30 protein-coding genes and 1 CRISPR repeat array are annotated in these 25,359 nt (G+C 38.7%); of the genes, 17 read left to right on the forward strand and 13 right to left on the reverse strand.

Annotated features, from left to right (window positions below; genetic code table 11):
• Nucleotides 1–9: 9 nt before the first annotated feature.
• From DSM106972_RS40635 to cas2, 9 genes are all read left to right on the forward strand, one after another.
• Nucleotides 10–516, forward strand: a complete 507-nt coding sequence (locus tag DSM106972_RS40635; protein WP_127086037.1) for a hypothetical protein — start codon at nucleotides 10–12, stop codon at nucleotides 514–516.
• A gap of 92 nt (nucleotides 517–608) precedes the next feature.
• Nucleotides 609–1,244, forward strand: a complete 636-nt coding sequence (locus DSM106972_RS40640) for a DEAD/DEAH box helicase (RefSeq protein ID WP_127086038.1) — start codon at nucleotides 609–611, stop codon at nucleotides 1,242–1,244.
• 2 nt (nucleotides 1,245–1,246) lie between these two features.
• Entirely contained in the window at nucleotides 1,247–3,340 is a 2,094-nt protein-coding gene (gene cas3 / locus DSM106972_RS40645) for a CRISPR-associated helicase Cas3' (protein ID WP_127086039.1), read from the forward strand.
• Nucleotides 3,341–3,867: 527 nt separating this feature from the next.
• Nucleotides 3,868–4,014, forward strand: coding sequence for a hypothetical protein (locus DSM106972_RS40650; RefSeq protein WP_186538708.1), 147 nt, complete (start codon nucleotides 3,868–3,870; stop codon nucleotides 4,012–4,014).
• Nucleotides 3,995–4,729, forward strand: coding sequence for a hypothetical protein (locus DSM106972_RS40655; protein ID WP_170213642.1), 735 nt, complete (start codon nucleotides 3,995–3,997; stop codon nucleotides 4,727–4,729). The genes DSM106972_RS40650 and DSM106972_RS40655 overlap by 20 nt, the downstream gene beginning before the upstream one ends.
• Complete coding sequence (gene cas6 / locus DSM106972_RS40660) at nucleotides 4,707–5,759, forward strand: CRISPR system precrRNA processing endoribonuclease RAMP protein Cas6 (RefSeq protein ID WP_127086040.1); 1,053 nt, start codon at nucleotides 4,707–4,709, stop codon at nucleotides 5,757–5,759. The genes DSM106972_RS40655 and cas6 overlap by 23 nt, the downstream gene beginning before the upstream one ends.
• Nucleotides 5,760–5,804: 45 nt before the next feature.
• A complete protein-coding gene (gene cas4 / locus DSM106972_RS40665) occupies nucleotides 5,805–6,392 on the forward strand; it encodes a CRISPR-associated protein Cas4 (RefSeq protein WP_127086041.1) in 588 nt (195 codons plus the stop codon).
• A 40-nt stretch (nucleotides 6,393–6,432) separates the two neighbouring features.
• On the forward strand, nucleotides 6,433–7,410 hold the full coding sequence (gene cas1d / locus DSM106972_RS40670; protein WP_127086042.1) for a type I-D CRISPR-associated endonuclease Cas1d: 978 nt from the start codon (nucleotides 6,433–6,435) through the stop codon (nucleotides 7,408–7,410).
• A 52-nt stretch (nucleotides 7,411–7,462) separates the two neighbouring features.
• A complete protein-coding gene (cas2, locus tag DSM106972_RS40675) occupies nucleotides 7,463–7,756 on the forward strand; it encodes a CRISPR-associated endonuclease Cas2 (RefSeq protein WP_127086043.1) in 294 nt (97 codons plus the stop codon).
• A 219-nt stretch (nucleotides 7,757–7,975) separates the two neighbouring features.
• Nucleotides 7,976–8,669: direct repeats of the CRISPR family, unit length 37 nt; unit sequence CTTGAAACGTAGCGATACCCGCTCGCGGGACTGAAAC.
• 1 nt (nucleotide 8,670) lies between these two features.
• On the opposite strand, the gene DSM106972_RS40680 is transcribed toward cas2, so the two are convergent.
• The 3 genes from DSM106972_RS40680 to DSM106972_RS40690 all read right to left on the reverse strand — a co-directional run bounded on the left by DSM106972_RS40680 (nucleotide 8,671) and on the right by DSM106972_RS40690 (nucleotide 10,308).
• On the reverse strand, nucleotides 8,671–9,588 hold the full coding sequence (locus DSM106972_RS40680) for a LysR family transcriptional regulator (protein ID WP_127086044.1): 918 nt from the start codon (nucleotides 9,586–9,588) through the stop codon (nucleotides 8,671–8,673).
• A 79-nt stretch (nucleotides 9,589–9,667) separates the two neighbouring features.
• A complete protein-coding gene (locus tag DSM106972_RS40685; protein ID WP_127086045.1) occupies nucleotides 9,668–10,072 on the reverse strand; it encodes a type II toxin-antitoxin system VapC family toxin in 405 nt (134 codons plus the stop codon).
• Nucleotides 10,069–10,308 (reverse strand): hypothetical protein, encoded by a 240-nt coding sequence (locus DSM106972_RS40690; RefSeq protein ID WP_127086046.1) that lies wholly within the window; start codon nucleotides 10,306–10,308, stop codon nucleotides 10,069–10,071. Before DSM106972_RS40690 ends, DSM106972_RS40685 begins: the two co-directional genes overlap by 4 nt.
• Nucleotides 10,309–10,516: 208 nt before the next feature.
• On the opposite strand from DSM106972_RS40690, the gene DSM106972_RS40695 reads away from it, so the two are divergent.
• Genes DSM106972_RS40695 through DSM106972_RS40715 form a run of 5 tightly spaced genes read left to right on the forward strand, consistent with a single transcriptional unit; the run spans nucleotide 10,517 to nucleotide 13,864 of the window.
• A complete protein-coding gene (locus DSM106972_RS40695; RefSeq protein WP_127086047.1) occupies nucleotides 10,517–11,443 on the forward strand; it encodes an SMP-30/gluconolactonase/LRE family protein in 927 nt (308 codons plus the stop codon).
• Nucleotides 11,444–11,451: 8 nt separating this feature from the next.
• Entirely contained in the window at nucleotides 11,452–12,024 is a 573-nt protein-coding gene (locus DSM106972_RS40700) for an antibiotic biosynthesis monooxygenase (protein WP_127086048.1), read from the forward strand.
• Complete coding sequence (locus tag DSM106972_RS40705; RefSeq protein WP_127086049.1) at nucleotides 12,021–12,878, forward strand: SDR family oxidoreductase; 858 nt, start codon at nucleotides 12,021–12,023, stop codon at nucleotides 12,876–12,878. The genes DSM106972_RS40700 and DSM106972_RS40705 overlap by 4 nt, the downstream gene beginning before the upstream one ends.
• A 9-nt stretch (nucleotides 12,879–12,887) precedes the next feature.
• Nucleotides 12,888–13,193: an antibiotic biosynthesis monooxygenase family protein gene (locus tag DSM106972_RS40710; protein ID WP_127086050.1), complete on the forward strand. Its 306-nt coding sequence runs from the start codon at nucleotides 12,888–12,890 to the stop codon at nucleotides 13,191–13,193.
• Between the two features lie 11 nt (nucleotides 13,194–13,204).
• Complete coding sequence (locus tag DSM106972_RS40715) at nucleotides 13,205–13,864, forward strand: SDR family oxidoreductase (RefSeq protein WP_127086051.1); 660 nt, start codon at nucleotides 13,205–13,207, stop codon at nucleotides 13,862–13,864.
• Nucleotides 13,865–14,068: 204 nt separating this feature from the next.
• Here DSM106972_RS40715 and DSM106972_RS40720 read toward each other — a convergent pair whose 3' ends face one another.
• From DSM106972_RS40720 to DSM106972_RS40730, 4 genes are all read right to left on the reverse strand, one after another.
• Nucleotides 14,069–14,239 carry a HEAT repeat domain-containing protein gene (locus DSM106972_RS40720; RefSeq protein WP_127086052.1) on the reverse strand — a complete coding sequence of 57 codons (171 nt, stop codon included), beginning with the start codon at nucleotides 14,237–14,239 and terminating at the stop codon, nucleotides 14,069–14,071.
• On the reverse strand, nucleotides 14,236–14,406 hold the full coding sequence (locus tag DSM106972_RS54240) for a hypothetical protein (RefSeq protein ID WP_186538710.1): 171 nt from the start codon (nucleotides 14,404–14,406) through the stop codon (nucleotides 14,236–14,238). The genes DSM106972_RS40720 and DSM106972_RS54240 overlap by 4 nt, the downstream gene beginning before the upstream one ends.
• 84 nt (nucleotides 14,407–14,490) lie before the next feature.
• On the reverse strand, nucleotides 14,491–14,733 hold the full coding sequence (locus tag DSM106972_RS40725) for a hypothetical protein (protein WP_127086053.1): 243 nt from the start codon (nucleotides 14,731–14,733) through the stop codon (nucleotides 14,491–14,493).
• Between the two features lie 282 nt (nucleotides 14,734–15,015).
• Nucleotides 15,016–16,647: an alpha-D-glucose phosphate-specific phosphoglucomutase gene (locus DSM106972_RS40730; RefSeq protein ID WP_127086054.1), complete on the reverse strand. Its 1,632-nt coding sequence runs from the start codon at nucleotides 16,645–16,647 to the stop codon at nucleotides 15,016–15,018.
• Between the two features lie 737 nt (nucleotides 16,648–17,384).
• Between DSM106972_RS40730 and DSM106972_RS40735 the strand changes: the two genes are divergently transcribed.
• Nucleotides 17,385–17,798 carry a hypothetical protein gene (locus DSM106972_RS40735; RefSeq protein WP_127086055.1) on the forward strand — a complete coding sequence of 138 codons (414 nt, stop codon included), beginning with the start codon at nucleotides 17,385–17,387 and terminating at the stop codon, nucleotides 17,796–17,798.
• Between the two features lie 59 nt (nucleotides 17,799–17,857).
• Here DSM106972_RS40735 and DSM106972_RS40740 read toward each other — a convergent pair whose 3' ends face one another.
• The 3 genes from DSM106972_RS40740 to DSM106972_RS40750 are packed head-to-tail and all read right to left on the reverse strand — an operon-like array spanning nucleotide 17,858 to nucleotide 20,675.
• On the reverse strand, nucleotides 17,858–18,673 hold the full coding sequence (locus DSM106972_RS40740) for a MinD/ParA family ATP-binding protein (RefSeq protein WP_127086056.1): 816 nt from the start codon (nucleotides 18,671–18,673) through the stop codon (nucleotides 17,858–17,860).
• 16 nt (nucleotides 18,674–18,689) lie between these two features.
• Nucleotides 18,690–19,745, reverse strand: a complete 1,056-nt coding sequence (locus DSM106972_RS40745) for a Tll0287-like domain-containing protein (protein ID WP_127086057.1) — start codon at nucleotides 19,743–19,745, stop codon at nucleotides 18,690–18,692.
• A gap of 60 nt (nucleotides 19,746–19,805) precedes the next feature.
• Nucleotides 19,806–20,675 carry a universal stress protein gene (locus DSM106972_RS40750; protein ID WP_127086058.1) on the reverse strand — a complete coding sequence of 290 codons (870 nt, stop codon included), beginning with the start codon at nucleotides 20,673–20,675 and terminating at the stop codon, nucleotides 19,806–19,808.
• A gap of 534 nt (nucleotides 20,676–21,209) precedes the next feature.
• On the opposite strand from DSM106972_RS40750, the gene DSM106972_RS40755 reads away from it, so the two are divergent.
• Complete coding sequence (locus tag DSM106972_RS40755; protein WP_127086059.1) at nucleotides 21,210–22,169, forward strand: putative 2-dehydropantoate 2-reductase; 960 nt, start codon at nucleotides 21,210–21,212, stop codon at nucleotides 22,167–22,169.
• On the opposite strand, the gene DSM106972_RS40760 is transcribed toward DSM106972_RS40755, so the two are convergent.
• Entirely contained in the window at nucleotides 22,166–22,297 is a 132-nt protein-coding gene (locus DSM106972_RS40760) for an ATP-binding protein (RefSeq protein WP_325052266.1), read from the reverse strand. The genes DSM106972_RS40755 and DSM106972_RS40760 overlap by 4 nt on opposite strands.
• Nucleotides 22,298–22,515: 218 nt before the next feature.
• Here DSM106972_RS40760 and DSM106972_RS40765 point away from each other — a divergent pair, with 218 nt between their 5' ends.
• Nucleotides 22,516–23,367: an MBL fold metallo-hydrolase gene (locus tag DSM106972_RS40765; protein ID WP_127086061.1), complete on the forward strand. Its 852-nt coding sequence runs from the start codon at nucleotides 22,516–22,518 to the stop codon at nucleotides 23,365–23,367.
• On the opposite strand, the gene DSM106972_RS40770 is transcribed toward DSM106972_RS40765, so the two are convergent.
• Both DSM106972_RS40770 and DSM106972_RS40775 read right to left on the reverse strand, forming a co-directional pair.
• The gene (locus DSM106972_RS40770; RefSeq protein WP_127086062.1) at nucleotides 23,336–24,631 is read right to left on the reverse strand and encodes an NAD(P)/FAD-dependent oxidoreductase; all 1,296 of its coding nucleotides are present in this window, start codon (nucleotides 24,629–24,631) and stop codon (nucleotides 23,336–23,338) included. The two genes, DSM106972_RS40765 and DSM106972_RS40770, sit on opposite strands and share 32 nt — an antisense overlap.
• Before the next feature lie 223 nt (nucleotides 24,632–24,854).
• Nucleotides 24,855–25,319 carry a MarR family winged helix-turn-helix transcriptional regulator gene (locus tag DSM106972_RS40775; protein WP_223978085.1) on the reverse strand — a complete coding sequence of 155 codons (465 nt, stop codon included), beginning with the start codon at nucleotides 25,317–25,319 and terminating at the stop codon, nucleotides 24,855–24,857.
• Between the last annotated feature and the right edge of the window lie 40 nt (nucleotides 25,320–25,359).

The following is a 25,359-nucleotide window of genomic DNA, read 5'->3' on the forward strand; positions in this document are numbered from 1 at the left end:
TCATTTCTCATGTCTAAAATCCTCATTGTTACCATTGGTGGTTCTTTCCAACCTATAGTTACTGCAATACGCAGCTTACAGCCAGACCGCGTAATATTTATCGCTTCGGATGGTGATAAGGGTAGTAAGTCTCAAGTTATCGGCGCCGATACTCCATGTGAAGTAAGACGTGGCGCCGAAGTAATTGAGAGATTACCTAACATTCCTACCCAAGTAGAATTAAGAGATAAATTTCAACAGTCGCGCGACCTGATTTTAATTAAAAACCCTGATAATCTACGAGAATGCTATCTCGGCGCCACTAAATGTATTCGTGAGTTACAGCAAAACCCAGACGCAGAAATTCTTGCCGACTATACGGGGGGAACTAAAACCATGTCAGCAGCGTTAGTTTTAGCGGCAGTTGATTGTGGTATTCCTCTTTATCTTACTATTGCAGGTGCCAGAGAGAACTTGATTAAATTTGAGCGTGGTGAATTTACGAAACAGGTAGATACAAGTTTTCCGCGTGCTTAGTAATAGCTCCTTTCTCGCTTATAAAGCAAAGACAAACAAGGCTAATTTTACTCCTTCAAGAGAAGACGGTAGCATCAAAAATATTAAATATTATGAGTAACACAAATCAACTTAATGTTCCTCAGCTTTTCCATACACTTACTAACCATCAACCCTATAACTTTCAGGCTCAAACGATTACACGTATTCTTAACCGTCAAGATACCATTTTACGCGCGCCTACAGGTTCGGGGAAAACAGAAACAGCAGTGGCGCCTTTTTTGTTTGCGAAATCTCTCAACATCGATTTTCCCAATAAACTTATCTATGTTGTACCTCTCCGCACTCTGGCAAATAGTTTGCGTCAACGGGTGGAGATGTTGGTTACAAACTGGGAAAATGTATATCCACTCTCTCATCGTCGGTTGGTAGTAACTTTGCAAACTGGTGAAAACCCGGAAGACCCACGTTTTGAGGGTGATATTGTCTTTTGTACAATTGACCAGATGTTGAGTAGTTTTTTAAATATTCCTTATTCGGTTGGTCGTGGTTCGGCAAATGTGAATTCAGGAGCTATTTTTGCATCTTATCTGGTGTTTGATGAGTTGCACTTGCTCGACCCTGATAGGTCTTTTATTACTGTTTTAAAGGTGTTGCAACAAGTTAAAGGAATTTCACCATTTTTATTGATGACAGCAACTTTAACTGATGATTTGGCAATGAAAATTAAAGAGATAGTTGAGAGTTAACAATGGAAGTTATACGAGTTGAAGATGCTGATTTAAAAATAATAGAAGCTAATCGTTGTCGAACTTTTCGTGCAGTTCATCAACCTCTGACAGCACAAGCTATTTGGGAGGACATTCATAAACAGCAACGGCACCGAGTTATTGTTATTTGTAATACGGTTTCCCAAGCGCAAGGACTTTACCGCGACTTAGAGGAATTAAATCGAGATTGTAGTATAGAAATTACTCTTTTACATTCGAGATTTTTACCAGAGCATCGTGCTGTTAAAGAAAATTATTTGAAGGATATATTTGCTCAAAATTGGCAAGATAATGATTATTACAATGTTTGCCAAGTTTTAATTTCCACTCAAGTAATAGAAGCGGGAATTAATATTACTTGCCAAGTGTTGCATACTCAACTGAGTCCAATGAACTCCTTGTTGCAGCGCGCGGGACGTTGTGCGAGATTTCCGGGGGAAGTTGGAGAGGTTTTTGTTTATAGGAAGGTAGAAGTAAATCCAGAGAATCAAGATTTAGCAGAAACTGATTTATTCGATTGGGAAGAAAATAATCCAATAAGTAAAGAGACCGAAAGTATTGTTGCAGTTGAAGAAAAAAAGAAAGAAAGTTTTTTACCTTATGGAAAAGAAATTTGCGAATTAACTTGGCAAGTTTTAGAAGCACATACTAACTCTGATTGCGTCAACGAGCATGTTAATTTTAGGATTGAAGAAGAATGGATTAATTGCGTCCATTATACCGAAGACTTACTCACACTGGAACGTCGCGAAAATAACCAAATGGAATTTGAGAATAATTTTCATACTGCCATATTCCGAGGGGATGAATCAAAAGCACTTGACTTGATTAGAAAAGTAGATAATCGCAATATTTTTACTTGGACAGAATCGAGTATTTTAGATTTCGATGATGAAGAAATTATTGATATTCAAAAATTATTACCATTCTCAGTACCCATTTCTACACTATGTAAAGCTTGGCGAGATTTTCAAGAAAGTTTAGGCTTTGGCGATGATTGGATTTTTAAGCGAATTGAAACACCAAAAAAGAAAGCTCAAACTTACAGTCAGCCTATTTTGAGTCCAATTACATCTCGTGACTTTTTAATTAGTTGCTATCGAATTTTTGTCAATCCTCGTTTTATTTACTATGACGAGCATATAGGTTTAAAAATTGGTGTTGACATCAGAGGTAATGCTTTTAATTCGCCACCAAAGCAAGATAGAAAAATTAGCAGTCAATATTGTTATCGGATGGATACATATGTAGCTCATTTGGGCAGTATGTGGACTTGTTGGCGAAGAGATTTTAGGACAAGTACATTGAAGAATGGTGAATCTATCAATGTAATATATTCTGCTGTTCAAGATGAAATATTACCCATTGGTGGTAAATTTATTCACACTAAAGTGTTACCTAAGCTCCAAGCTAATGAAGCTGAAACATTATTTGAAATTTTAGTATTTTTAGCAATTTTTACCCATGATTTAGGAAAGCTACAGTTGAAATGGCAGCAAGTGATGAGAGGATGGCAAAATATTGCTCATCAGAAACATGAAGGTCAAAATCCGCGAGATTATTTGCTAGCGCATACTGATTATAATCCAGAAAAAAAAGAGCAAAAAGATGATTTAAAAGCTTATGAAAATAAAAATAGGCGCCCTAACCATGCTGTAGAGAGCGCTTTTTTAGCCAAAGAAATTCTTGCAAAATCTTTAGTTCCATTCTTGCGACAACATACTTCCAATCAAGAGCAGATAAAATACTTATGCTATACAGTAATGATGGCTGCTGGTCGTCATCATTCGGCTTGGGCTAGTGGGTTTAAAAGTTCTGATGTAGCTAAGTTACAGCAAATTGAGCTATGTAGCGGATATGAAAAAGCAATCACAGATAGTTGGCGCCATATGATACGTTTTTTACCAAATACTTTACCCCTATCGGCGCCGAACCTAAGTAAGAATATCTATAAACTTAGCGAATTGGATTTGGAACAATTTTCCGACCCAAATGAGGTAGAGTTTTTGCAGCTTTATTCTTTAGTCGTTCGGGCTTTGCGCTTGTGTGACCAGCGCGCGGTACAATTGATGTAAATTTTGTTTGAGTGTAAAGAAACGTTAGCCTATTCTGGACATTGGGCAACAATAAGTTTATGATGTTACTACATTGATGTTTGGCAAACCGAAGCGAGGTCTAAAACCTAGGGAGTTCTGCCAAAATCGCCAGAACCTAGACAAGTTAATAGTTACAGCGTTTAGATATTTGAGATAAATAAGAAATTATCTCAATAACGGTGGCTGAAATGAGGTCATTTTTGAGGTCTGCCAAAACCGCTTGTAGAATCCTTACTCTGTAAGGGTTTCAGATGGCGGGCTTGAAGCGTAGCGATACCCGTTCGCGGGACTGAAACTGAAAAGTATAAAGGCTATGTTACTCTACGTACTTTGCTTGAAGCGTAGCGATACCCGTTCGCGGGACTGAAACTGTTCATAAAATTACCTTGCAAAACGCGCCCCCAACTTGAAGCGTAGCGATACCCGTTCGCGGGACTGAAACTTTAATAGTTTCTTCATCAAAGACGGGCCAACTGGAAGAAAGCTATAATCGTCAAATTCTTAGTTTGGCAAACACGTTAAATAATCTTAACGGTGAAGGTACAATTCGCTGCTTTGAATTCGATTCTATGGCAAAATTTGCTGAACAAATCCAAACCATTATAGAACAAGCACAACCTTGGGAGAGTGAAGATGCCGAAGCACTCGAATAATTCCCTAGAGAAAAAATGGCTTACAGTCAGCTACCAACCCGTGAGTTTATTTACGCTCAAACGCTCTGATGCTACCAGCATGGCTGCACGCTCTAACCTAGTTCCTACACCCTATGCTATCAAGATGGCACTGCTTAAAGCCTTACTCGAAAGCCAAGGGAAATATCATCAAGACGACTTCGGCGCCTGGATAAAAGAGGAATTTGCTTGGATTAGAGATTTACTCATATATATTCTCCCACCAGAGCAATTAGTAGTCAATCGCAACGGTTATAAACTCCGATATTACGACCAAACCGCAGATAAAGCAGATAAAAGTCGCTCGACTATACCCATGCAAGATGGGTTTGTGTTTCGGGAATGGATACATTTGCAAGGGGAATTACAAATTTGTTGTGGAGATGGGTTAAATAAGTTACAAGAATTAACCAACTTATTTGCCCAAATCAACTATTTTGGTAAAAAAGGTTGCTTCTTCCAATACTTACCTGACTGCACTCAAGTCACAAACGAGCCAACCTTTATACCTAACCCCAACGCTAGTTTTACCATCCAACCGATGGATGACTTAGGCGAAAAAACCACCTTTAACCGTATTAATCCCTTTTCTAATGATAAAGCCCAGATTGATAAAGACAGAATTATCACACCGGGATTTTTACCGTTAAAACTTCACTCTACCAGTACACGTTATGACTTCTACCAAAGAGACTAATACCAACACAACTGCAAATTGGGAAAATGCCTTGAAAGGAGTACCAACTTTTGCTGGACTAAGTGTGGTTTTACGTCCGACCCAAACAACTTCTACCCTTGTTAACTTAAACGAATGGTTAACATCCATCGTTCCTAAACCCATTTGGATACCTCTACGTAAAATTGATGGCGCCACCAAAATTATGCCTGTACTACCAGAGGCAAATTTATACACCAATTTAATGCAATCACTCTTAGGGCAAATAGCAGGTGGAAACTTTGTAGAATGGCGCCAAAAACCCTATGAACTAAGTGGTGTGGAAGTTAATTCCAGTTCTTTGCACAAATTTCAAGTTGCGATTTCCGCAGTTCAACCTTTTCCCCCAACGTTAGCACGTGCGATTCATGCATTGTGTTTTCGCTGGTTTGCCAACACTAATCCAGAATTAGCCGAAACCCTACATAAACAGGAAACCTTACCCTTGACAACGGGATGGGAATACTGCTCTCCGAAAAAAATCCTTCTTAAAATAAGCCTTTTACGAAAAGAATTACTGGCGCCATTATTATGGGGAATGAGTGCAGATTTAGGTCAAGAAATAACTGTAACAGGAATACCCTGCCGTCTCGATGGTTGGATTGATATTACCCAAACAAGTAACTTCGAGAAAATTGTTCAACAACCAACCCAAAGCACCATCGACTTGAAATTTCTAACCCCCACCAGTTTCAAACAGGGTAAAAACGTCCAACCGTTCCCCCTACCTGAATTAGTTTTTGGTGGACTACTGCGACGCTGGAATATATTTGCACCAGAAGCCTTAAAATTCCCCACAATTGAGTGGAATGGTATAGTTTCAGCCTATGAACTTAAAACTTATGCCATGAAAATGGAAGGTGGAGCGGAAATTGGCGCCGAAGGATTGGCGAGATATAAATTTACAGACAGCGAACAAGCTCGAATCGCCACTATATTAGCCCACTTTGCCACCTTCGCCGGAATTGGTAGAAAAACTGCAATGGGAATGGGACAGACAGCAATTAATTAAATGTAGAGACGCGAAATTTCGCGTCTCTACGGGAGTTAGAAATAAATGGAAGATTATTTGCCTCTAGCATATCTTAATGCTTGGGAATATTGCCCACGCCGATTTTATCTAGAATATGTGCTAGGCGAAATGGAAGACAACGAGCATATTATTTTAGGGCGCCATTTACACCGTAATATAGATGAAGAAATAGTAATTACCGAAGGCGCCACAATAATTCACCAGCAACAATGGGTATGGAGCGAGCGATTAAAAATTGCTGGAATTATTGATGCAGTTGAAGAAACTGACGGACAACTTGTGCCAGTGGAATATAAAAAAGGCAAAATGGCACAACATCTTAACGACCATTTTCAACTTTGCGGCGCCGCATTGTGTTTAGAAGAACGTACTGGACGCAGTATTACTTATGGAGAAATTTTTTACCACAGTAATCGCAGAAGGCAAACCGTAGCATTTACACAAGAACTACGAAAAGCCACAGAAAACGCAATAGCCCTTGCCCAAATTGCTGCTACTAGAGCAATGCCAGCCCCAATTGACAATACTAAAAAATGTCAATCGTGTAGTTTACAAAGGATTTGTTTACCCTTTGAAGTCAAAGTTCTTCGCACAATTTCCACAAATCCATAATCCATAATCTAAAATCCATTCATATACGAAGTAAAATCGAATGACTGTTATTTACGTTACTCAACCAGAAGCAGTTTTAAGTAAAGTTTACGAAGCATTTACCGTCTCACTCAAACAAGAAGACGGTACTTGGAAGAAGAAAACTATACCCGCTCAAACAGCGGAACAAGTAATTCTCATGGGGAACCCTCAAGTTACCGGAGATGCTCTGGTATACGCTCTTGAATTGGGAATGCCTGTTCACTATCTATCTTTCTTCGGTAAATACTTAGGTTCAGCGCTTCCCGGATACTCACGTAACGGTCAGTTAAGACTGGCGCAATATCAAGTTTATAATGATGTTCCTAAAAGATTGGAACTTGTCAAAGCTATAGTTACTACCAAAATTCACAACCAATACAACGTACTTTATCGTCACAACCAAAGAGATAATCCCCTTAAAGAGCGGAAAAACTTAGTAAAAACCCAACAAACCATCGACCAAGTGCGGGGAGTAGAAGGTTTAGCAGCACGAGAATATTTTGCGTGCTGGCAGAATATGGTAGGTAAACAGTGGGTATTTAACGGACGAAATCGTAATCCACCCACTGACCCAGTTAACGCTTTATTGAGCTTCTCTTATGCTCTGCTCAAAACCCAAGTTACTGCTGCGGTTCATCTTGCTGGTCTTGACCCTTATATTGGTTATTTGCATGAAGTTCATCACGGGCAACCTGCAATGGTACTGGATTTAATGGAAGAATTCCGCGCGCTGATTTCCGATAACATCGTTTTGGGAGTATTAAGCAAACGGGAAATTCAACCTCAAGATTTTACCGAAAGTTTAGGCGCCTATCGTCTTTCCGAAGCAGGAAGAAAAACTTTTTTGACAGCATTTGAGCGGAAAATGAACGATGAATTTACTCATCCCGTGTTTAATTACCGTTGCACTTATCGACGGGCAATAGAGCTACAAGCAAGATTATTGAGTCGCTACTTACAAGAAGGAGTTCCCTACAAACCTTTGGCTTTACGATGAAGAACTTGTCCATGCTTATAAATCGTTTCTTTTTGTAAATTCAATAGCTCTAATGACTACACTATTTTACTTGATTATTTACGACCTGCCAGATAACAAAGCCGCAAACAAACGTCGCAATCGTTTACACAAAATGCTAAGTGGTTATGGCGCCTGGACGCAATATAGTGTGTTTGAATGTTTTTTAACTGTGGTAAAATTTACTCAAATGCAAATTAAAATTGAAAAGCTGATCAAACCAGAGGAAGATTCGGTGCGTGTTTACGTACTTGATGCTGGCGCCGTCAAACGAACCATAACCTACGGCTCAGAAAAACCTCGACAAGAACAAGCTATTATTATATAGTTGGTTGATAGCTTGATGTTTGGCAGACCGAAGCGAGGTCTAAAACCTAGGGGGTTCTGCCAAAAACGCCAGAACCTAGACAAATTAATAGTTACAGCGTTTAGAAAATCAAACTAAATGAGATATTATCTCAATAAGAGTGCCTGAAATGAAGTCATTTTTGAGATCTGCCAAAACCGCTTGTAGAGTCCTTGCTCTATAAAGGTTTCAGATGGCGGACTTGAAACGTAGCGATACCCGCTCGCGGGACTGAAACGCTAAATTCTTTCTTTTGTGCCTCGTATATTAAGTCTTGAAACGTAGCGATACCCGCTCGCGGGACTGAAACGTCTACCACCTTCTTCTATATTAAATGGATTATAGTCTTGAAACGTAGCGATACCCGCTCGCGGGACTGAAACACTGCATATTCGCTAGCTCTATTTGGGTCGAGTTCCTTGAAACGTAGCGATACCCGCTCGCGGGACTGAAACAAATTAAAAAGACTGAAAAGAAAAAAGTTGCCCGTGGTCCTTGAAACGTAGCGATACCCGCTCGCGGGACTGAAACATAGTATTGATGGCGCCGAAATTGGGCTAGCTTTCCTTGAAACGTAGCGATACCCGCTCGCGGGACTGAAACGCGCCGTTATTGCCGAGAAATTAACTAAATTCAATCTTGAAACGTAGCGATACCCGCTCGCGGGACTGAAACCTTGATTACTTTAAGGCGCCGTTTCTCCTCGGTCGGCTTGAAACGTAGCGATACCCGCTCGCGGGACTGAAACCAAACTGGTGCATGGGAGAGATGGGAATACAGGAAGCCTTGAAACGTAGCGATACCCGCTCGCGGGACTGAAACACTTAATTGATTATTTATTTGGCTTGTACTTTATTACTTGAAACGTAGCGATACCCGCTCGCGGGACTGAAACATCAGATTTGTTTGCATACAGTTTTAAGTGTTTGCCGCAACCAGCTATTAGCATCATCTTTGTCTGTTAATTGACTCCATATCATTGAAACAGTCCAAGGTTGTATTTCTAGTGGTAGTTCAAAAATCTCTATATTAGCTAAATTAGAGAAATAGGCGCCAATTCGATATGGTACTGCGGCAATCATATCGCTGGATGAAATAATTGCTGGTAATATTAATAAATGTGGCGTGGTTAGTTGAACACGACGTTGGAGATTATGAGTTGCTAGAATTTTATCAATTTCACCTGTTGCATCTTGGCGAAGAGTAACTAGTACGTGGGATAAATTGGCAAATGTTTCTAGAGAAATTAGTTTATTCTTGATGGCAGGATGCTTTTGACGTGCGATTCCAACAAAACGTTCTTGAAATAGTGGTACACAAATTGTTTGCCGAGGTGGATTTGGAAACACGCCTAATCCTACTTGAATTGTACCTTGTTCTAACATTTCCCCTATATTATCTTTCTCAAATCCAATCATTCGGAAATTTATAGAAGGCGCCTTTTTACGACAATGCTCTAATAATTTTGGCAGAATTACAAAGCTAGTATAATCAGCACTACCAATTGAAAAATTTCGTTGTGCTGAACTAGGGTTAAAAGTTTGGCTAGATTCTATAGTATGGCGAATTTGTCTAAGTGCAGCAAAAATATCTGGTGCTATTGCTGCTGCTTTACTCGTTGGCTGCATTTCTCGACCGATGCGAATAAATAACTCATCGTTGAATAATATTCTTAGGCGCCCTAATGCAGCACTCATTGCTGGTTGTCCAAGATAAAGCCGTTTGGCTGCTGCCGTAACGCTTCTTTCCTCGAGCAACGCTTCAAAAGCAACAAGTAAATTTAAATCGATAGACGCTAAGTCAATTGATTTCATTGATAAGTCTCGTCTATACAATCAATTTAATTAATGCGCGAGTTGTGATTTTATATACGGTTTAGTAAACAGTAAAAAATCAGGTATAAATAGAAACTATTTTAATACTTGACACCCGAAACATAGGTTTCGTTGGCTTCTCTGTTGTGACAAATTCTGAGGCATTTACTGATAATGCAGCAGCAATATGTAACGCATCCATTGCGGCTAAACTATATTGACATCCAATGCTATAAGCATCTCGCATAACTTGTTCTAAATTGCTAGCCCAGTAGACAACATCATCAAAGAAAGTTTCATATACTTCAACTTCTGTTATCTTCTGATTATAAGTTGCTTTCGGTATGACCTCCAACTTCAAAAACGCACTCGAAGCAAATTCTCTTTCATCATCTTCTAAAATAGCAAGAGCTTTTTCTGATGATTCTTTTATAGCACGTGCCGCAGTAATTAACACCCCGGAATCAATAAAAGTTATCTTCATTCGTTGTCTTGAAACCCACCACGACGACTAGCTACTTCTTTTTCAATCTCTTCTGGAGTTAATAACGGTTCTCCAGAAGCAACTATTTTGGCACGTAATTTTCGCAAACGTTCTCCTAAAGGGGGTTTACTCGAAGAAGTTTTTAAATACAGAAATTCTACAAAGTCTTCCACTTGTTCTTGTTTATCTTTTGGAAGAGAACGCCATTTTGTCAATAAATTTTGCTCTGGACTCATTAGCAACCTCCTACAGTTTTAGTAGTTTATATGTATTTTAATATCTATTTTGCTTTTATTTTACTAAGCTACAGTCATCTTAACAGGCGCCTCAGTAATTAATCTCATTGATGATAACTATCTTTACAATCGATTTGATTAATGTGCCACATCTTGGTAAGTTTATGGTTAGCCATGAAGGGAGCTAGTCAAAATCGTAGGAGTTTCAATGTCTACCTCACCAGAATTACCACCAATATTTGCAGAAACGCCAGTTATGGAGGTTCCAGCACGTCGAGTTGCTGAGTTTCCTGTCAGTACTTTTTTGGAAAGCATTGCTGTTGGAAAAGATAACACTCTGTTTGTTAGTAGTCATTATGATGGCAAAGTGTTTCGGATTAGTGCAGATGGTGTACCTGTTTTACACACAGCAATTGCTGGAAAAGCAACTGGGCTAGCTGTTAAAGAAGATGGTAGTTTATTACTTAGTGCTTGGGATAACCAAGATGTTCCCACTGTGTTTATAGTTTCTCCGCAAGGAAAAGCGGAGGTGTTAGTGACTCTGCCTGATGCGATTTTTTTAAATGGACTCACTTATATTAAAGATGATATTTACTTAATTGCTGACTCTTATCGCGGCGCCATTTGGAAATTGAATGTAGTTTCTAAAACAGTAGAGATTTGGTTGGAACATCCGATGTTGGCACGAAGTTCTTCTGGGAGTGTTTTTCCAGGAGTAAATGGATTGAAGATTTATGATAATGTTTTATACGCTTCGGTTACTGAAAAGATGCAATTAGTCAAGATTCCATTGCTATCTAATGGTCAACCTGGTACACCAGAGATATTTCTGCAAAATATCAATCTTGATGATTTTGCTTTTGATGTTGATGGTAATATATACAGTACTACTCATGTTTACAATAGCGTTGTGAAAATTACGCCAAGTGGCAGTATTACTACTATCGCTCAAGCAGAACAAGGCATGATTGGTACTACTGCTTTAGCTTTTGGTCGAATTGAAGGTGAGCAAACTAAGGTATATGTTGTCACTAATGGTGGTATGTCGCTGCCACCTGCTACCGGAATTGAAAGTGGAAAAGTTGTATGTCTTGATGTTTCTTCCGTTGGTTTACCTTTGAAATTGCAACCGTAGGTGGCGCCATGATTTCAAATCCTAACGACCCACCAACAACTGTTGATATAATTCAGGAGGTAAAACCTGGTTGTGAAGAAGCTTTTGAAGATGTTTTGTTAGGATTAACGGAAGCTGCCAAAACGTTTGATGGACATTTAGGAGTGAATGTCTTTCGTCCCACAGATTCTACACACCCTGAATATCGAATTGTTTTTAAGTTTGACCATTTAAGTAGTTTACAACGCTGGGAAAATTCTGCAATTCGTAAAACTTGGTTACAGCGAGCAGAAAAATTAACGGTTGGTTCGCGCAAGATGCAAGTTTTAACTGGTTTGGAAACTTGGTTTACTTTACCTAACCGAAGCGCGATTGTTCCACCACCCCGTTATAAGATGTTAGTTATCACCTGTATAGCAGCATTTCCAACGCTCAATATAATTAATTTTATTTTACAACCATTGTTAGTTATTCTTTCTCCACTACTTCGCAGTTTGATTGCAACGGTTGTGTTGTTATCTTTAATGACTTATGTGGTTATGCCACGCATGACTAAATTATTTGCAGGATGGTTATATCCAACATCTAAAGGAAAATTATGACGATTCTTATTACTGGCGCCACTGGGAATATTGGTGGTGAGCTTATTCAACATTTGCTTCGTAAAAATGTTCCTATTCGTGGATTAGTTCGGGACTTGAAGAAAGGCGCCAAATTATCAGAACAGGATGTAGAGCTTGCTCAAGGAGATTTTTCACAACCTGAAAGTCTTAATGTTGCGCTACAAGGTATTGAAAAAGCATTTCTTGTATCTTCTAATTTACCAAATCAAGTTGAACTCGAATGCAATTTTATTGAAGCGGCAAAGTATGCAGGAGTAAAGCACATTGTCAAGCTTTCTGTTATGGGCGCCGGAGAGTTGCCTAGCACGTTTCAAAAATGGCATCGTGAGATCGAAGTGCAGTTAGAACAGTCAGGTATTGCATGGACACATCTTCAACCGAATATGTTAATGCAAAACATGCGATGGTTTGCAGAGACTATTGCCCAAAACGGCGCCTTTTATAATTGTGTTGGTGATGCTAAAATTTCTCACGTTGACGCACGCGATGTTGCGGCAGTTGCTGCGGTTTGCTTAACTGAAGCAGGACATGAAAACATTAGCTATGTTTTGACTGGCGATAAAGCAATTACATTTAACGAAGTTGCTGATATTTTGGGTAAAGCGTTAGGTTGGTCTGTGAACTACGTTGACCTTCCACCCGTAGATTTGAAAGCAGCACGACTTGCTAATGGCGAACCAGAATGGTATTTGGATGCTGAATTAGAATTATGTGCCTGTTGGAAACAAGGTGCAGGCAGTGCTGTAAACGATACTATTGCTCAAATTACTAACAAAAAAGCAACTTCCTATGAGGAGTTTGCTCAATATTATACTCAAACTATCTTAAATTAGGAGCTATCTATGATTGTTGAATATATTCGCTACAATTTACCATCTGGATTAAACACGCAATTTGAATCTGATTATGCTGAAGCTGCTGAATTTTTGAAAGCATCTTCGGTTTGTTTAGGCTATGATTTGACGCATTGTGAAGAAGAACCTCAACGTTATATTCTGCGAATTCTTTGGACTTCTACAGAAGAACACCTTACTGTATTTCGTAATAGTGAAGAATTTAAAGGTTTCTTTGCTCTTGTTCAGCCTTATATTCCACAGATAGAAGAAATGCAGCATTACAATCAAACTTCCATTGCTTTTGTAAAATAGGTAAAAATCAAATGAAGCCACTTTGCATTATTGTTGGATTTGGGACAGGTGTTGGTTTAGGTGTTGCGCGCGCATTTGGTCAAGCGGGTTTTCAATTAGGATTAATTGCTCGGAATCCTTCTAAATATACTGGCGCCTTACAATCTTTAGAAGAAGCAGGTATTAACGCAACTTTTGAAGCTGCTGATGTGAGTAATGAAAAGTCGCTTACAGATGCTATCACTAAATTTCAGCAATCTCAAAAAGTAGAAGTATTAATTTACAATGTTGTATCTCCAAGATATGGTAAGCCTACTAGTTTAGATGCTGAACAAGTAGTGCAAGATTTTCGTATTAATGTTGTAGGCGCCTTGGTTGCTGCGAAAGCTGTTATACCAAATATGCTTTCTCAAGAACATGGCAGCATTTTATTTACAGGTGGCGGTTGGGCACATTACCCTTGGGATGAAGCTGCTTCTATTAGTATTGGTAAAGCTGGACTGCGTAGTTTAGCATTTACACTATCACAAGAACTTGCTAATACTAATGTTCGTGTAGCTTTAGTTAGTATTATGGGTCAAGTTGCTCCTGATACTCCATTTGACCCTGATAAAATTGGTGGCGCCTTCTTAGCTATGCATCGTCAGCCAAAAGACGAATATCAAACAGAGATGTTGTTTAAAGGAGCTTAATTATACTGTAAAAGGGTAAAATCTAGACTTTTGTCGTGCCCAGGTAGAAGCATCTCTCTGGTCATGCTGAGGTACGAAGCATCTAAAAGGTTTTAATGTCATGCCCAGGTAGAAGCATCTCTCTGGTCATGCTGAGGTACGAAGCATCTAAAAGGTTTTAATTGTATTTAAAAGTAAAGTTATAACCCGTTTTCAGTACACCTTTTATTTAGCATCAATATTTTTCAATTTTGATAATGCTTCTTTCACAGCTTCACGGACATTATTATCTTCATCTTTTAGAAGTTGTGAAAGTGGCTCTATTGCTTTAATATCTCCAACCTCACCCAATGCCCAAACCGCCATTTTTTTAAGAGCATTAGTTAGTTCTGTCATATGTCTCCTACTCTCATTTTAGCAACGCTATAGAGTGATAAAAAATCATCTTTTACCTCTTTATCTATCAATTTTTGTTTATCGTGTAAATTTTTTAATTTATTCAATATAATACTAACTATTTTAGAGGTATCTTGAGTTGCAAAGTTGGATAATTTTTCTATCATTAGCTGCATAACCTCGTTCAACATAAATAAATCAAAGTGCTGTACTTGCTTGTTTATATAATCTAATGCTTTTTCTTTATCTGTTTAAAATAATACATTTAATGCGGCAGTTTGTAAGTAATAATCGCCTTTTAAAGTAGACAAAATTTCCCAACCCACAACAGAAGCTTGATTACTATCACGTGCAGATAGTTCTGCCAAGGCATAATTGGTAATATATAATTCATCGCATAAAGCAAGTTTTACCAACATATCCTCTGGTAAGTTAGTATACTCTATATCTGAAGCATCCATCAACATAAATAAGTCTAATTCATCAATTTTCATATTTCAAGCTTTTGTGAGCTAGTCGGTGTAAATGATTACGTAAATATAATTAAAATTTTACTTGTAATAAGTATCAAAATCTTTAAGATGCTTCGTTCCTCAGCATGACATTATATTTCGTTCCTCAGCATGACATTATATTTCGTTCCTCAGCATGACATTATGCTTCGTTCCTCAGCATGACATTATATTTCGTTCCTCAGCATGACATTATATTTTATATTCGGTTGATTGCCTATGTGTAGAGACGTGACATGTCGCGTCTCTACATGGGTTAAGGTATTAGGTTATGACGGTGGGTTTATCCATGCCTGTGTTTTCTTTAATTTGGGCTATTTCATCGGCGATGTTTATTAGGTCTCCTAATGCTTGTTGTGTTTCGATGTTTTGCTTGGCTTTGTCTGCTTCGTAACTTTCTAGGTAAACTCTTAGTGTGGCGCCTTGTGTTCCTGTTCCTGATAGACGGAAGATAATACGTGAACCATCGGTAAAACCAATACGAATTCCTTGGTTGGTGCTAACACTATTGTCTATTGGGTCTTTGTAACTAAAGTTGTCGCTGTAGTCTACTTCGTAGGCGCCGTATTTTTTACCTTTTAAATTAGGTAATATTGCTTGTATTTTGTTTACAAGTGTGTTTGCTCGGTCGGAATCTACTTCTTCGTAATCATGACGTGAGTAATAATTACGCCCATAAGTTTGCCAGTGTTCGCGAACTATTTCTTCGACTGATTTTTGACGCGCGGCTAATATATTTAACCAGAATAATACTGCCCACAATCCGTCTTTTTCACGAATATGATTTGAACCAGTACCAAAGCTCTCTTCTCCGCAAAGTGTCGCTTTGTCTGCATCGAGTAAGTTACCGAAGAATTTCCAGCCTGTTGGTGTTTCGTAACAATCTATACCCATTGCAGCAGCAACACGGTCAGCAGCTTGGCTAGTTGGCATGGAACGCGCTATTCCTTTAATTCCTTGAGAATATGCGGGTACAAGTTTTGCGTTGGCGGCAATTATTGCTAAACTATCGCTGGGAGTGACGAAGAATTTACGACCTAATATCATGTTTCTGTCACCGTCTCCATCTGATGCGGCGCCGAAATCAGGAGCGTATTCACCAAATAATATCTCTACTAAATCATGAGCATACACTAAATTGGGGTCTGGGTGTCCACTGCCAAAGTCTTCTAATGGTACTCCGTTTTGAACGCATCCAACGCCGGCGCCTAAACGCTGCTCGATAATGCTACGTGCGTAGGGTCCCGTTACTGCGTGCATTGCGTCGAAGGACATTTTAAAGTTGGAACTTGTCAACATCTGGTGGATACGGTCGAAATCGAAAAGTGATTCCATTAATTCTTGGTAATCATGTACTGAGTCGATAACCTCGACTATCATGTTACCTATTTTCGATTCGCCAAGCGTATCCAGATTAATGTCGTTAGCGTCTACTATTTTATAACTATCGATAACTTTACTGCGCGCGTAAATTGCTTCTGTGACTTTTTCTGGTGCTGGTCCACCGTTGCCGATATTGTATTTGATGCCAAAGTCACCGTTTGGGCCACCTGGGTTATGGCTGGCTGAAAGAATTATTCCACCTAATGTTTTATATTTACGGATAACGCATGAAGCTGCGGGTGTGGATAAAATACCACGATGTCCAACTTTTACACGCACAAAACCATTGGCAGCAGCCATTTTTAAGATGACTTGGATGGCTTGACGGTTATAATACCGACCATCACCTCCAAGTACTAAGGTTTGCCCGACACATTCTAGTGAGTCAAAAATTGATTGGACAAAGTTTTCTAAATAATGTGGCTTTTGAAAAGCTGTTACAGCTTTGCGTAACCCAGATGTACCGGGTTTTTGGTCAGTAAATGGTGTTGTCGCTACAGTACGAATGTCCATAATAGTACGGGGGATTGCTTTTTATTCTCGAACATTCCCCTAGTTTTGATTAGGGGATTGTTTTAATGAGTCTGTTCTACAAGATTTTACAATGCTGACCCAGCACTCTTGATGAATCTAAAGTCAGTTATTGGTTTGCAACGGATACAACGGATAAGTGATTAGCTTTAATGATGTGAGCTTATTATTTTTCTTTATGTAGTATAGTAATAACTCTATGCTACGAATTCTTATTTATCAAACAAACCATAAAAATAGATATCTAACTGTATTTTGACAATTATTTGCCGCCACAAAATAAATTAAAGTTTAATTAACTTTACAAAATACTGTTAAAATTACAGTTGCCAAAATTTAATATTTGTGCATTAAGTTACTGCTATTTGGACGTAAATATTCGTGTAAATCGCTAGAATGCTTTCAATACAAGGATTATTATACCAAAGACACTCGGATACTATATAATACGGGCAAAAGTTCAGTGTCTTCTTGCTTGTTATTGTTTGATGACTCTTTGGATTGCTTGAGTTGCAGTTTTCATAGCATCAACCCTACATCAAACATTTTACCTTTGGCGCCAATCACAGCGTATAGATTTGCCTTTTGGGTAATATTGTCAAGATATGTTTGGAACTCAGATATATTAGAGGTTTATACAGTACTGGTATATTGTATAACTTTAATTTATGAGTAGCTTATAAATGTACTGAATATAAATCAAAAAAATTATGTGTATTATGTTAAAGCAATCTGTTGTATTTACTATACTGGCTACTATTTTTATTTCTGCTGTTGCAACTGCTCAAAGTTCTGGTCGTTCTGGTTATAGAGTGGTGGATGTAAAAAACTTTGTTGCTCAAAATCAGATTTTAAACTCAAATCCGAATCAAGTTGCGGTTAAGTTATTTGCTGATGCTGAAGAAGCAGAGGGAAGAAAATCAGAAAATGTTGAAGTTAAGTACCCAATGCGCGATACAGCAGTAATTGTGATGACTAAAGAAGGTTTGGCAGATGATTCTGTTGCTGCTATACGACGAAGGGTTGAGATGCAACGCAGTCAAAACAAATGGCGGGTTGTTTGGGTTGGGGAGCAAAATAAGTGTGCAAGAGGAAAAGTAAGCCAAGTTTGGACTAGTAAGCTTTGTCCTTGATATTAATTACGGGCAAGGATGCCCGTTCCACAAGAGTTTAGAGATTTTTGCACTCAATTTTAGCGCGCTTCTTTATAAAGTTTTGTAGCAAGTTGTTTATCAGTTAATTGTTTGGCTATTGTACTTACGGTTTGTGTCCAAGCATGTTCTGGATAACGTAGCGAGAAGATATCGCTGCTTGCTAGTTGGAACATTTCATCACATACTGGTAAAATTCCGGCGACAGTAGCATTATAGTTTTTTTGTACTTGATTTCGCAGTGCTTCTTGATTGATGCTTGGTAATACTTTATTGACGACTAAAAGCATTTTTGGGACTTCTAGTTTGCGTGCGACATCTATAGTTACTGCGGTTCCTTGATAGTCTTGTTTGTCGGGACGCAGGATGACTATTAGTATATCGGAGATAATTACTGAGAGCAGAGTTTCTTCGTTTATTCCTGGGTGGGTGTCTATAAATAAGTAATCTAGTTTGAGTTGTTGGGTAAGATGACGAAACCCATCGTTAAGTAAACGTGCGTCGTATCCTTCACGTAAAATTTTGGATATTTCGTTGGTTTTTATGCTTGATGGGATTAAATATATTTTGCCTTTATTATTGCTGAACCAGCTAGTTTTTTGTCGAGTCGTAAAAACTGAGCTAACGTCGTAGGTAGCTGCTTCGAGTTTACATTTTCCCCACAAGTAATCATTGAGAGTGTATTTAATTTGGGTGTCATCTAAACCAAAGGGAATATGAATACCTGGAGATTGAATGTCTGTATCTACTATACCAACACGGTAGCCAGCCCGCGCAATCATTGTTGCTAAGTTCGCGGTAATGTTTGATTTTCCTGTACCACCACGGAAAGAATGAATTGATATAATTTTAGTCATTGTCCTGAGTCTCCTGTTATTTATCCCACTGATTACGAATTTCTTTTGCTGTTTTCTGAAGATTTTTAAAATAATCGCTTTCTTCAATCTCTGCTACTTCACGTTGGCGTTTGCTATGGTTTATTTCAACTTGTAATTGTTGCAGCTGTTGTGTTAATTGTTGTTCACGCAGGTAAATTTCATGCATCATTTTTTGAAATACTCTTCCTAAGTATCCAAACTCATCAGTGCGTTTGGCTATTTTAGTCAGTGCTGAACGCTCTTGTGCCCAAATTTCGCTTTTCATTGCTGCATCTTGAGTCATTTGTGAAGCAAGTTGAGCCATTGGTTTTAAAGGTTGAATTACTCTCCATTTAAGTAAATAATTAATACAGACTATAACTAATGCAAAAATGATGATAAATATACCAACGAACATTAAAAGTGCTTTGTGCGCGTTTTCAAATAATTCGCTGGCAGGTACATAAATTATCTGTGTGCCAATAATTTGATTGAGTTTCCATCCATATCCATTTTTAGTACCGTACAGATGAACGTGACTTTTCGGCGCCATTTCTGGTGTAGAATGACATTTTAAGCAGGTGGGGCTATTAACGGTTAGTGGTTGTGCGCTGTAAAATAATTGTTCACCCTTTACAGACCTAAACCCAGAGAAGTTTTTAGTATCTCTGTTTTGTTCAAACTTTTCGACTAAATTAGCTTCAAATAGATCAGCTTTATCATGAGGGTTTGTAGGGTTTAACGCTGCATCCTTATATATTAAGTCTTTATATTTCCAATCTTGCTTAAACCGCTCAAAAACTCTTCTCCCACTCAAACTTGGGACAGTTTCGGGAAAAAAACGCGATTCTGGATTCGTCACCGAAGCTAGCAACGGTGCAATGTCATTACTGGTATAACTTTTAACGGCGTTGACTAATTGCATCGCCAACTGTGCGCGGTAGGTCATTTCGATTTGAGCCTTGTTCTCCAGGGCTTTCGATAACGACAAACCACCAATAAAAATCCCAATAACGAAGATTATTGATAATATGAGTGTAAATTGAGACGCGAGATTTAAACGACGTACCATTTTGTTTAGTACCAACTGTCTGTAATATCTCTATATCCGGCGCCTCATAACTTATGCAATTTAAGATGGAAAAAATAAAACAGGGTACCAACTTTGTCGTAAAATTTCAGCAGCAAAACTGGAAACGAGCCATTCTTGGAGTTTACCTATTGTTCCTGATGAGATTGCAATAGCAGTAATATCTTCCATTACAGCGATATCTAAAATGGTAGTAACAGAGCTTCCTTCCCGCACTTCTGTGTCCACCTGTAAATTAAGCTTCTCTAAATCGGCTTTAATTATAGATAGAGTTTCTTGTGCTTGCTGCGGTGAGACTTTTACTGGTACGTCTCGACGACCACTTGATTCTAAAACCCAACAAAGCTTACATTTTTGGAGATATTCCCCAGGTTTTTGAGCTAATTGCTTGATTTGTTCGATTAAATTATCTGCTACTTGACTTTGATTATAGGGAATTAGCAAGGAACGAAAAAGATGCTGACAGCGAAGCGCCAGTTCTTCGTTTGTATATGCAGCGATTAATTGAGGACGTAGTACTAATAAAGGAATCTTGGTTTGACGTGATAAATCAGCCATTGTACTACCTACTAATTTCTCCGTTATGGAACTACGGCTTTGTGAACCCACTATAATTAATTGGGATTGATATGTTCGAGCTACTTTCAGAATTGTTTCTACTGGTTTTCCTGATTGAACTTCTATTTTTACTTCTACACCAGCAGGACTTTCACCGATAGCTTCCGCTAATCGAGTTTGAGCTTGCTCGATTTTGTCGCTATCGACTCGTACTATAACTCCTTTATCAGATAATGCGACAGTATGGAGAAACACTATTTGCTTTACTCCTGCTTTCTCTAAGCTAGGGACAAAATGCGCTAGACGATGTAAACCGTCGGAAAAGTCCGTACAAATCAATATTTGTGTAAACATATACAAGTAGATACATAGAGTTAAAGATATTTTAAACCACAAAGCATACAAAGGGCACGAAGGAAGAAGAGAAAAGTTTCAGTGAATATAGGAACACTATAGCAGCTTGGAATGAATTGTAACTGCATAAAAACATGGTTTAATATTTTTCTTTGTGTTCTTTGTGACCTTTGTGGTTTATTGAAATACTGTATTTAATTAATAACTGACAACCTACATGGACAAATAAACAACCAGATATAATTAATACACAAAAATCGGCGTCAGTACTTAACGAACAACAACTTCAAATCCATAAATTATTACATAGTCAAAGGATAGTAACAAACACATTAGCACATCTCCTAGGAGTAAAAAACACAGACTGGGAAACATATGATAATAGTAACAATCAAACTAAATTATCAGAAACCGAAGTGAAAATCCAACAATTAATACTCGCAAATCCAGCCACCTTACAACATTTGTGTCTAGTGTACAAAATGTGAGATATTAGAGAAAATAGATGTGTTGTAATCCTTATATTAACCAAGCATGTCCAACCGTAGTTTCGCCATTCTGGGAACTGGTGCATTAGGTGGCTTTTACGGCGCCAAACTGCAAAAAGCTGGTAAAGATGTCCACTTTTTGCTGAACAGTGATTACGACTATGTTAGTAAACATGGTTTGGTTATTGAGTCAAAAGATGGTGATTTCACCCTTCCTCAAGTCAATGCCTACAATGATGTAGAAAAAATGCCACAATGCGATGTCGTGGTGATAGCACTGAAGACGACACAAAACCATTTATTGCCGCAAATGTTACCGTCTGTCGTCAGAGATGATGGCGTAGTGTTGGTCTTGCAAAATGGACTAGCAGTGGAAGAAGAAGTTGCCAAAATAGTTGGTAATGTCAATATTATTGGTGGGTTGTGTTTTCTCTGTTCCAATAAAGTCGCAGCAGGACATATCCGTCACCTCGACTATGGACAAATTACTCTAGGGGGATATGCAAATGACTATGAGTCAACTGGAGTTACACATTATATGCAGCAAATTGCCAATGATTTTGCTAGTGCTGGAATCTCAATGGAATTAGCTAAAGATTTATTACTAGCTCGATGGAAAAAATTAGTGTGGAATATTCCCTATAATGGGTTGTCTGTAATTCTCGACGCTAGAACAGATGAATTAATGTCTTATGTCCACACTCGCCAATTAGTTGAACAGTTGATGCATGAAGTTGCATTAGGGTCATTAAGTTGTGGACGCATAATTCCTGATAGCTTTATTCAAACAATGTTAAATTACACCATAAATATGAAGCCTTATCGTACTAGTATGAAAATTGATTATGACGAAAGGCGCCCTTTAGAAGTAGAAGCAATTTTTGGAAACCCATTACGAAAAGCCCATTTATTAGGTGTAAATTTACCACAGATTAGTTGCATATACCAGCAGCTAAAGTTTTTAGATGAGATTAGAAGAGTGGAAGTAAGGGATTTAAATTCTTAACCGAGGGGTATTTCGATGATAAATTCTGTTCCTTCTCCTGGTGTCGAGATGCATGTAATTTCACCCTTGTATTTTTCGACTATAATTTCATGACTGACTGCTAAACCTAAACCTGTTCCTTTTCCCACCTGCGACAATGAATGCGTAGAAACCAGGTTTATGCAGCGTAAGTCCTATATAACTTCACTTTGTCAGTTGCGGTTGAGGTCAACTGCATATAATTTCCCTCTTTTACATGTTGGCTGTAATCATTAAGTATTCTACTCTTGTTTCTCCCAATAGTTAGATGTAATTGCCTTTGGGAGCAATGCAATGTAGTAGTTGTGAATTATAGAAGGATTGCTTCATGCGTATTCACCATTTAAACTGCGGTTGCATGTGCCCTATAGGAGGCGCCCTTTTTGACGGTTTTAGTCGTGGACTTACTGCGAGTCTTGTTTGTCACTGTTTGCTAATTGAGACTAATCAGGGATTGGTTCTGATTGATACTGGGTTTGGGGTACGTGACGTTAAGGCGCCGTTATCACGACTCAGCCCATTTTTCATGAATCTAAATAGAATTCAGTTTGAAGAAAAATATACCGCGCGCGCTCAAATAGAGCAGTTAGGATTTAAAACAAGTGATGTACGTCATATTGTGCTTACGCATTTAGATTTTGACCATGCTGGAGGATTGGAAGATTTTCCGGAAGCGACTATACACGTTATGCAAGCAGAGCTTGATGCAGCACAGGAACGAAAAGGTTTTATATCTACACAGCGCTACCGTCCAAATCAATGGGATGAAGTTAAACAGTGGAAGTTATATAGTGCATTGGGTGAATCTTGGTATGGTTTTGAAGCAGTTCGCGACCTCGATGGATTACCCGAATCTATTTTAATGATTCCTTTGGCAGGTCATACACGTGGTCATGCTGGTATTGCTATTGAAACATCTGAAGGTTGGCTTTTACACGCAGGTGATGCTTATTTTTACCGAGATGAAGTCGGAACAGATAAACCAAACTGTACCCCCGGTTTACGTGCTTACCAATGGTTTATGGAAGTTGACCGCAAAACTAGACTTTTGAATCAAGAACGATTACGTGCGTTATCTGTAGCACATAGTAATGAGGTACGATTGTTTTGTAGTCATGATGCCATTGAATTTGATACTGCCAAAAAAATCAATCCTTCCCCTGTACACGGTCGAGGTTAGGAAGTGGGACATCCTGATATTTAGCCAAACTATCTTGCCTAAAGATTAACCGTATAGGATGTTCGCGCAAAAAGTATATCCATCCCCAGCTAATTAAAACGTGTAAACGATTTAGATTTCCTGGTAAACAAGCGAGGTGAATTACTAGCCACAACAACCAAGCAGGAAACCCTGTTAATTTAACTTTACCAATATGAGCTACTGCTGCATGGCGCCCAATAATGACCATTGAACCTTGGTGTTGATAATGTAGTGGTTGCGGATTTTTACCTTTGATTTGCCGTAAAATATTATTTGCGGCAGTTATTCCTTGCTGTATTGCTACTGGCGCCACCATTGGTAATTGTTTATCGTGAAGTGCTGCTAAATCTCCAACGGCATATACTTGGGGATGTTCGGGAACCTGTAATGTCGAGAAAACCTTCACTTGATTGTTGCGATTTGTTAACAGTCCCCATTTATTAAGTTTATTATCTCCCTCAACTCCCGCAGTCCATATTACTGTGTGGCAAGGAATAACGCGCGAGTCTTCTAAATGAACAGCGTTTTCTGTCACCCCAGTCACGCGAGAATTTAATTGTACTTCTACTCCTAATTGCCACAATTGACGCGCAGTATAATTACTCAAACGAGTTGGCATATCTGGAAGTAGTCTTTCTCCTGAGTGCAGTAATAAAACTCTAACTCGACGAAAATCTAAATTTGGATAATCTTTACTCAGCGTTCCGTAAACTAAGGTCGCTAACTCTCCTGCCATCTCAACCCCAGTGGCGCCTCCTCCTACAATTGTAAATGTCAATTGCTGTTGTTGTCGAGATACCCGTACTTCCTCTTGCGCTACCTCAAAACAATGTAATAGATGATTACGTATATTTACTGAATTTGACAAAGATTTCAGCGTTAATGAATGCTCGTAAGCACCAGGTACTCCAAAAAAACGCGAAGTACTGCCACAGGCTAAAATCAAGTAATCATAGGTAATTAAGACACCATTGACTTCAATAATTTTGTTTCCTAAATCTATTTTGTCAACTTCGCTAGTGACAAATTTGATATTGCTATATTTTTTGATTAAATTCCGAATCGAGTAAACAATGTGTTCTGGCGCCAGTCCACAGGTTGCCACTTGATGCAGTAAAGGTACAAAAGTATGATAGTTTTCGCGGTTGACTAGCAGCACCTCACAAGGGGAATTTCCTAAAGCGCGTGCTGCTGATAGTCCAGCAAACCCAGCTCCTATAATCACAACCCTTTGACGTGTCATTATCCCCCCAACACCAAATGCTTAAAAAATTTCCACATAATAGCTCAAACAATAATTATTGTTCTTACAAGTAATCTTATGAGAAGCGGAATAATTCCGCAACTCGGAAATTTCTAGTATTTACAATCAATACAGCTAGACATATCAAGTAAAATTACCTAAGTGCATTGGACATAAATAATACAAGCATTAACAGAGAGGGAAGGGAGGATATAAGCTGGAGTTAGTTAGGGAAAAAGCTTCTGAGTTTTTCTATGGCCAGACGAATTTCTTCAAGTTCTTGAATTTCGAGAGTCGCGAAGCACTCCTTAAGATATTCGGTGTGTGCAGGGAAAACTTCTTCAAATATTTGCTCACCCTCTGGAGTCAAAACAGCTAAAAAGCTACGACGGTCATTTGGGGGAACCTCGCGACGCACCAAACCTTTTTTTTCCAGACGGTCGATAATACCAGTTAACTCACCCTTAGTGGTTAGGGTTTTCTTCGCTAACTTATTAAAAGTCATACCTGAAGTATTGCCCAGAGTGCAAATCACATCGAATTGGGACGAAGTTAAACCAAGCTGACGAACGTGAGCATCAGAATAACTGCGGTATGCATGATATGCAGAAACTAGCGCGCTTAAAGTGGGGTAAAACGTTTCAGACGCGGCAACTTCTACAGATTTTTTTCCATCGATTGTGGTCACAGGCTTGATTATATCTAAACAGTACATTAAAGAATGGCTT

Source organism: Dulcicalothrix desertica PCC 7102 (assembly GCF_003991905.1).
In the GTDB taxonomy this organism is placed as follows: domain Bacteria; phylum Cyanobacteriota; class Cyanobacteriia; order Cyanobacteriales; family Nostocaceae; genus Dulcicalothrix; species Dulcicalothrix desertica.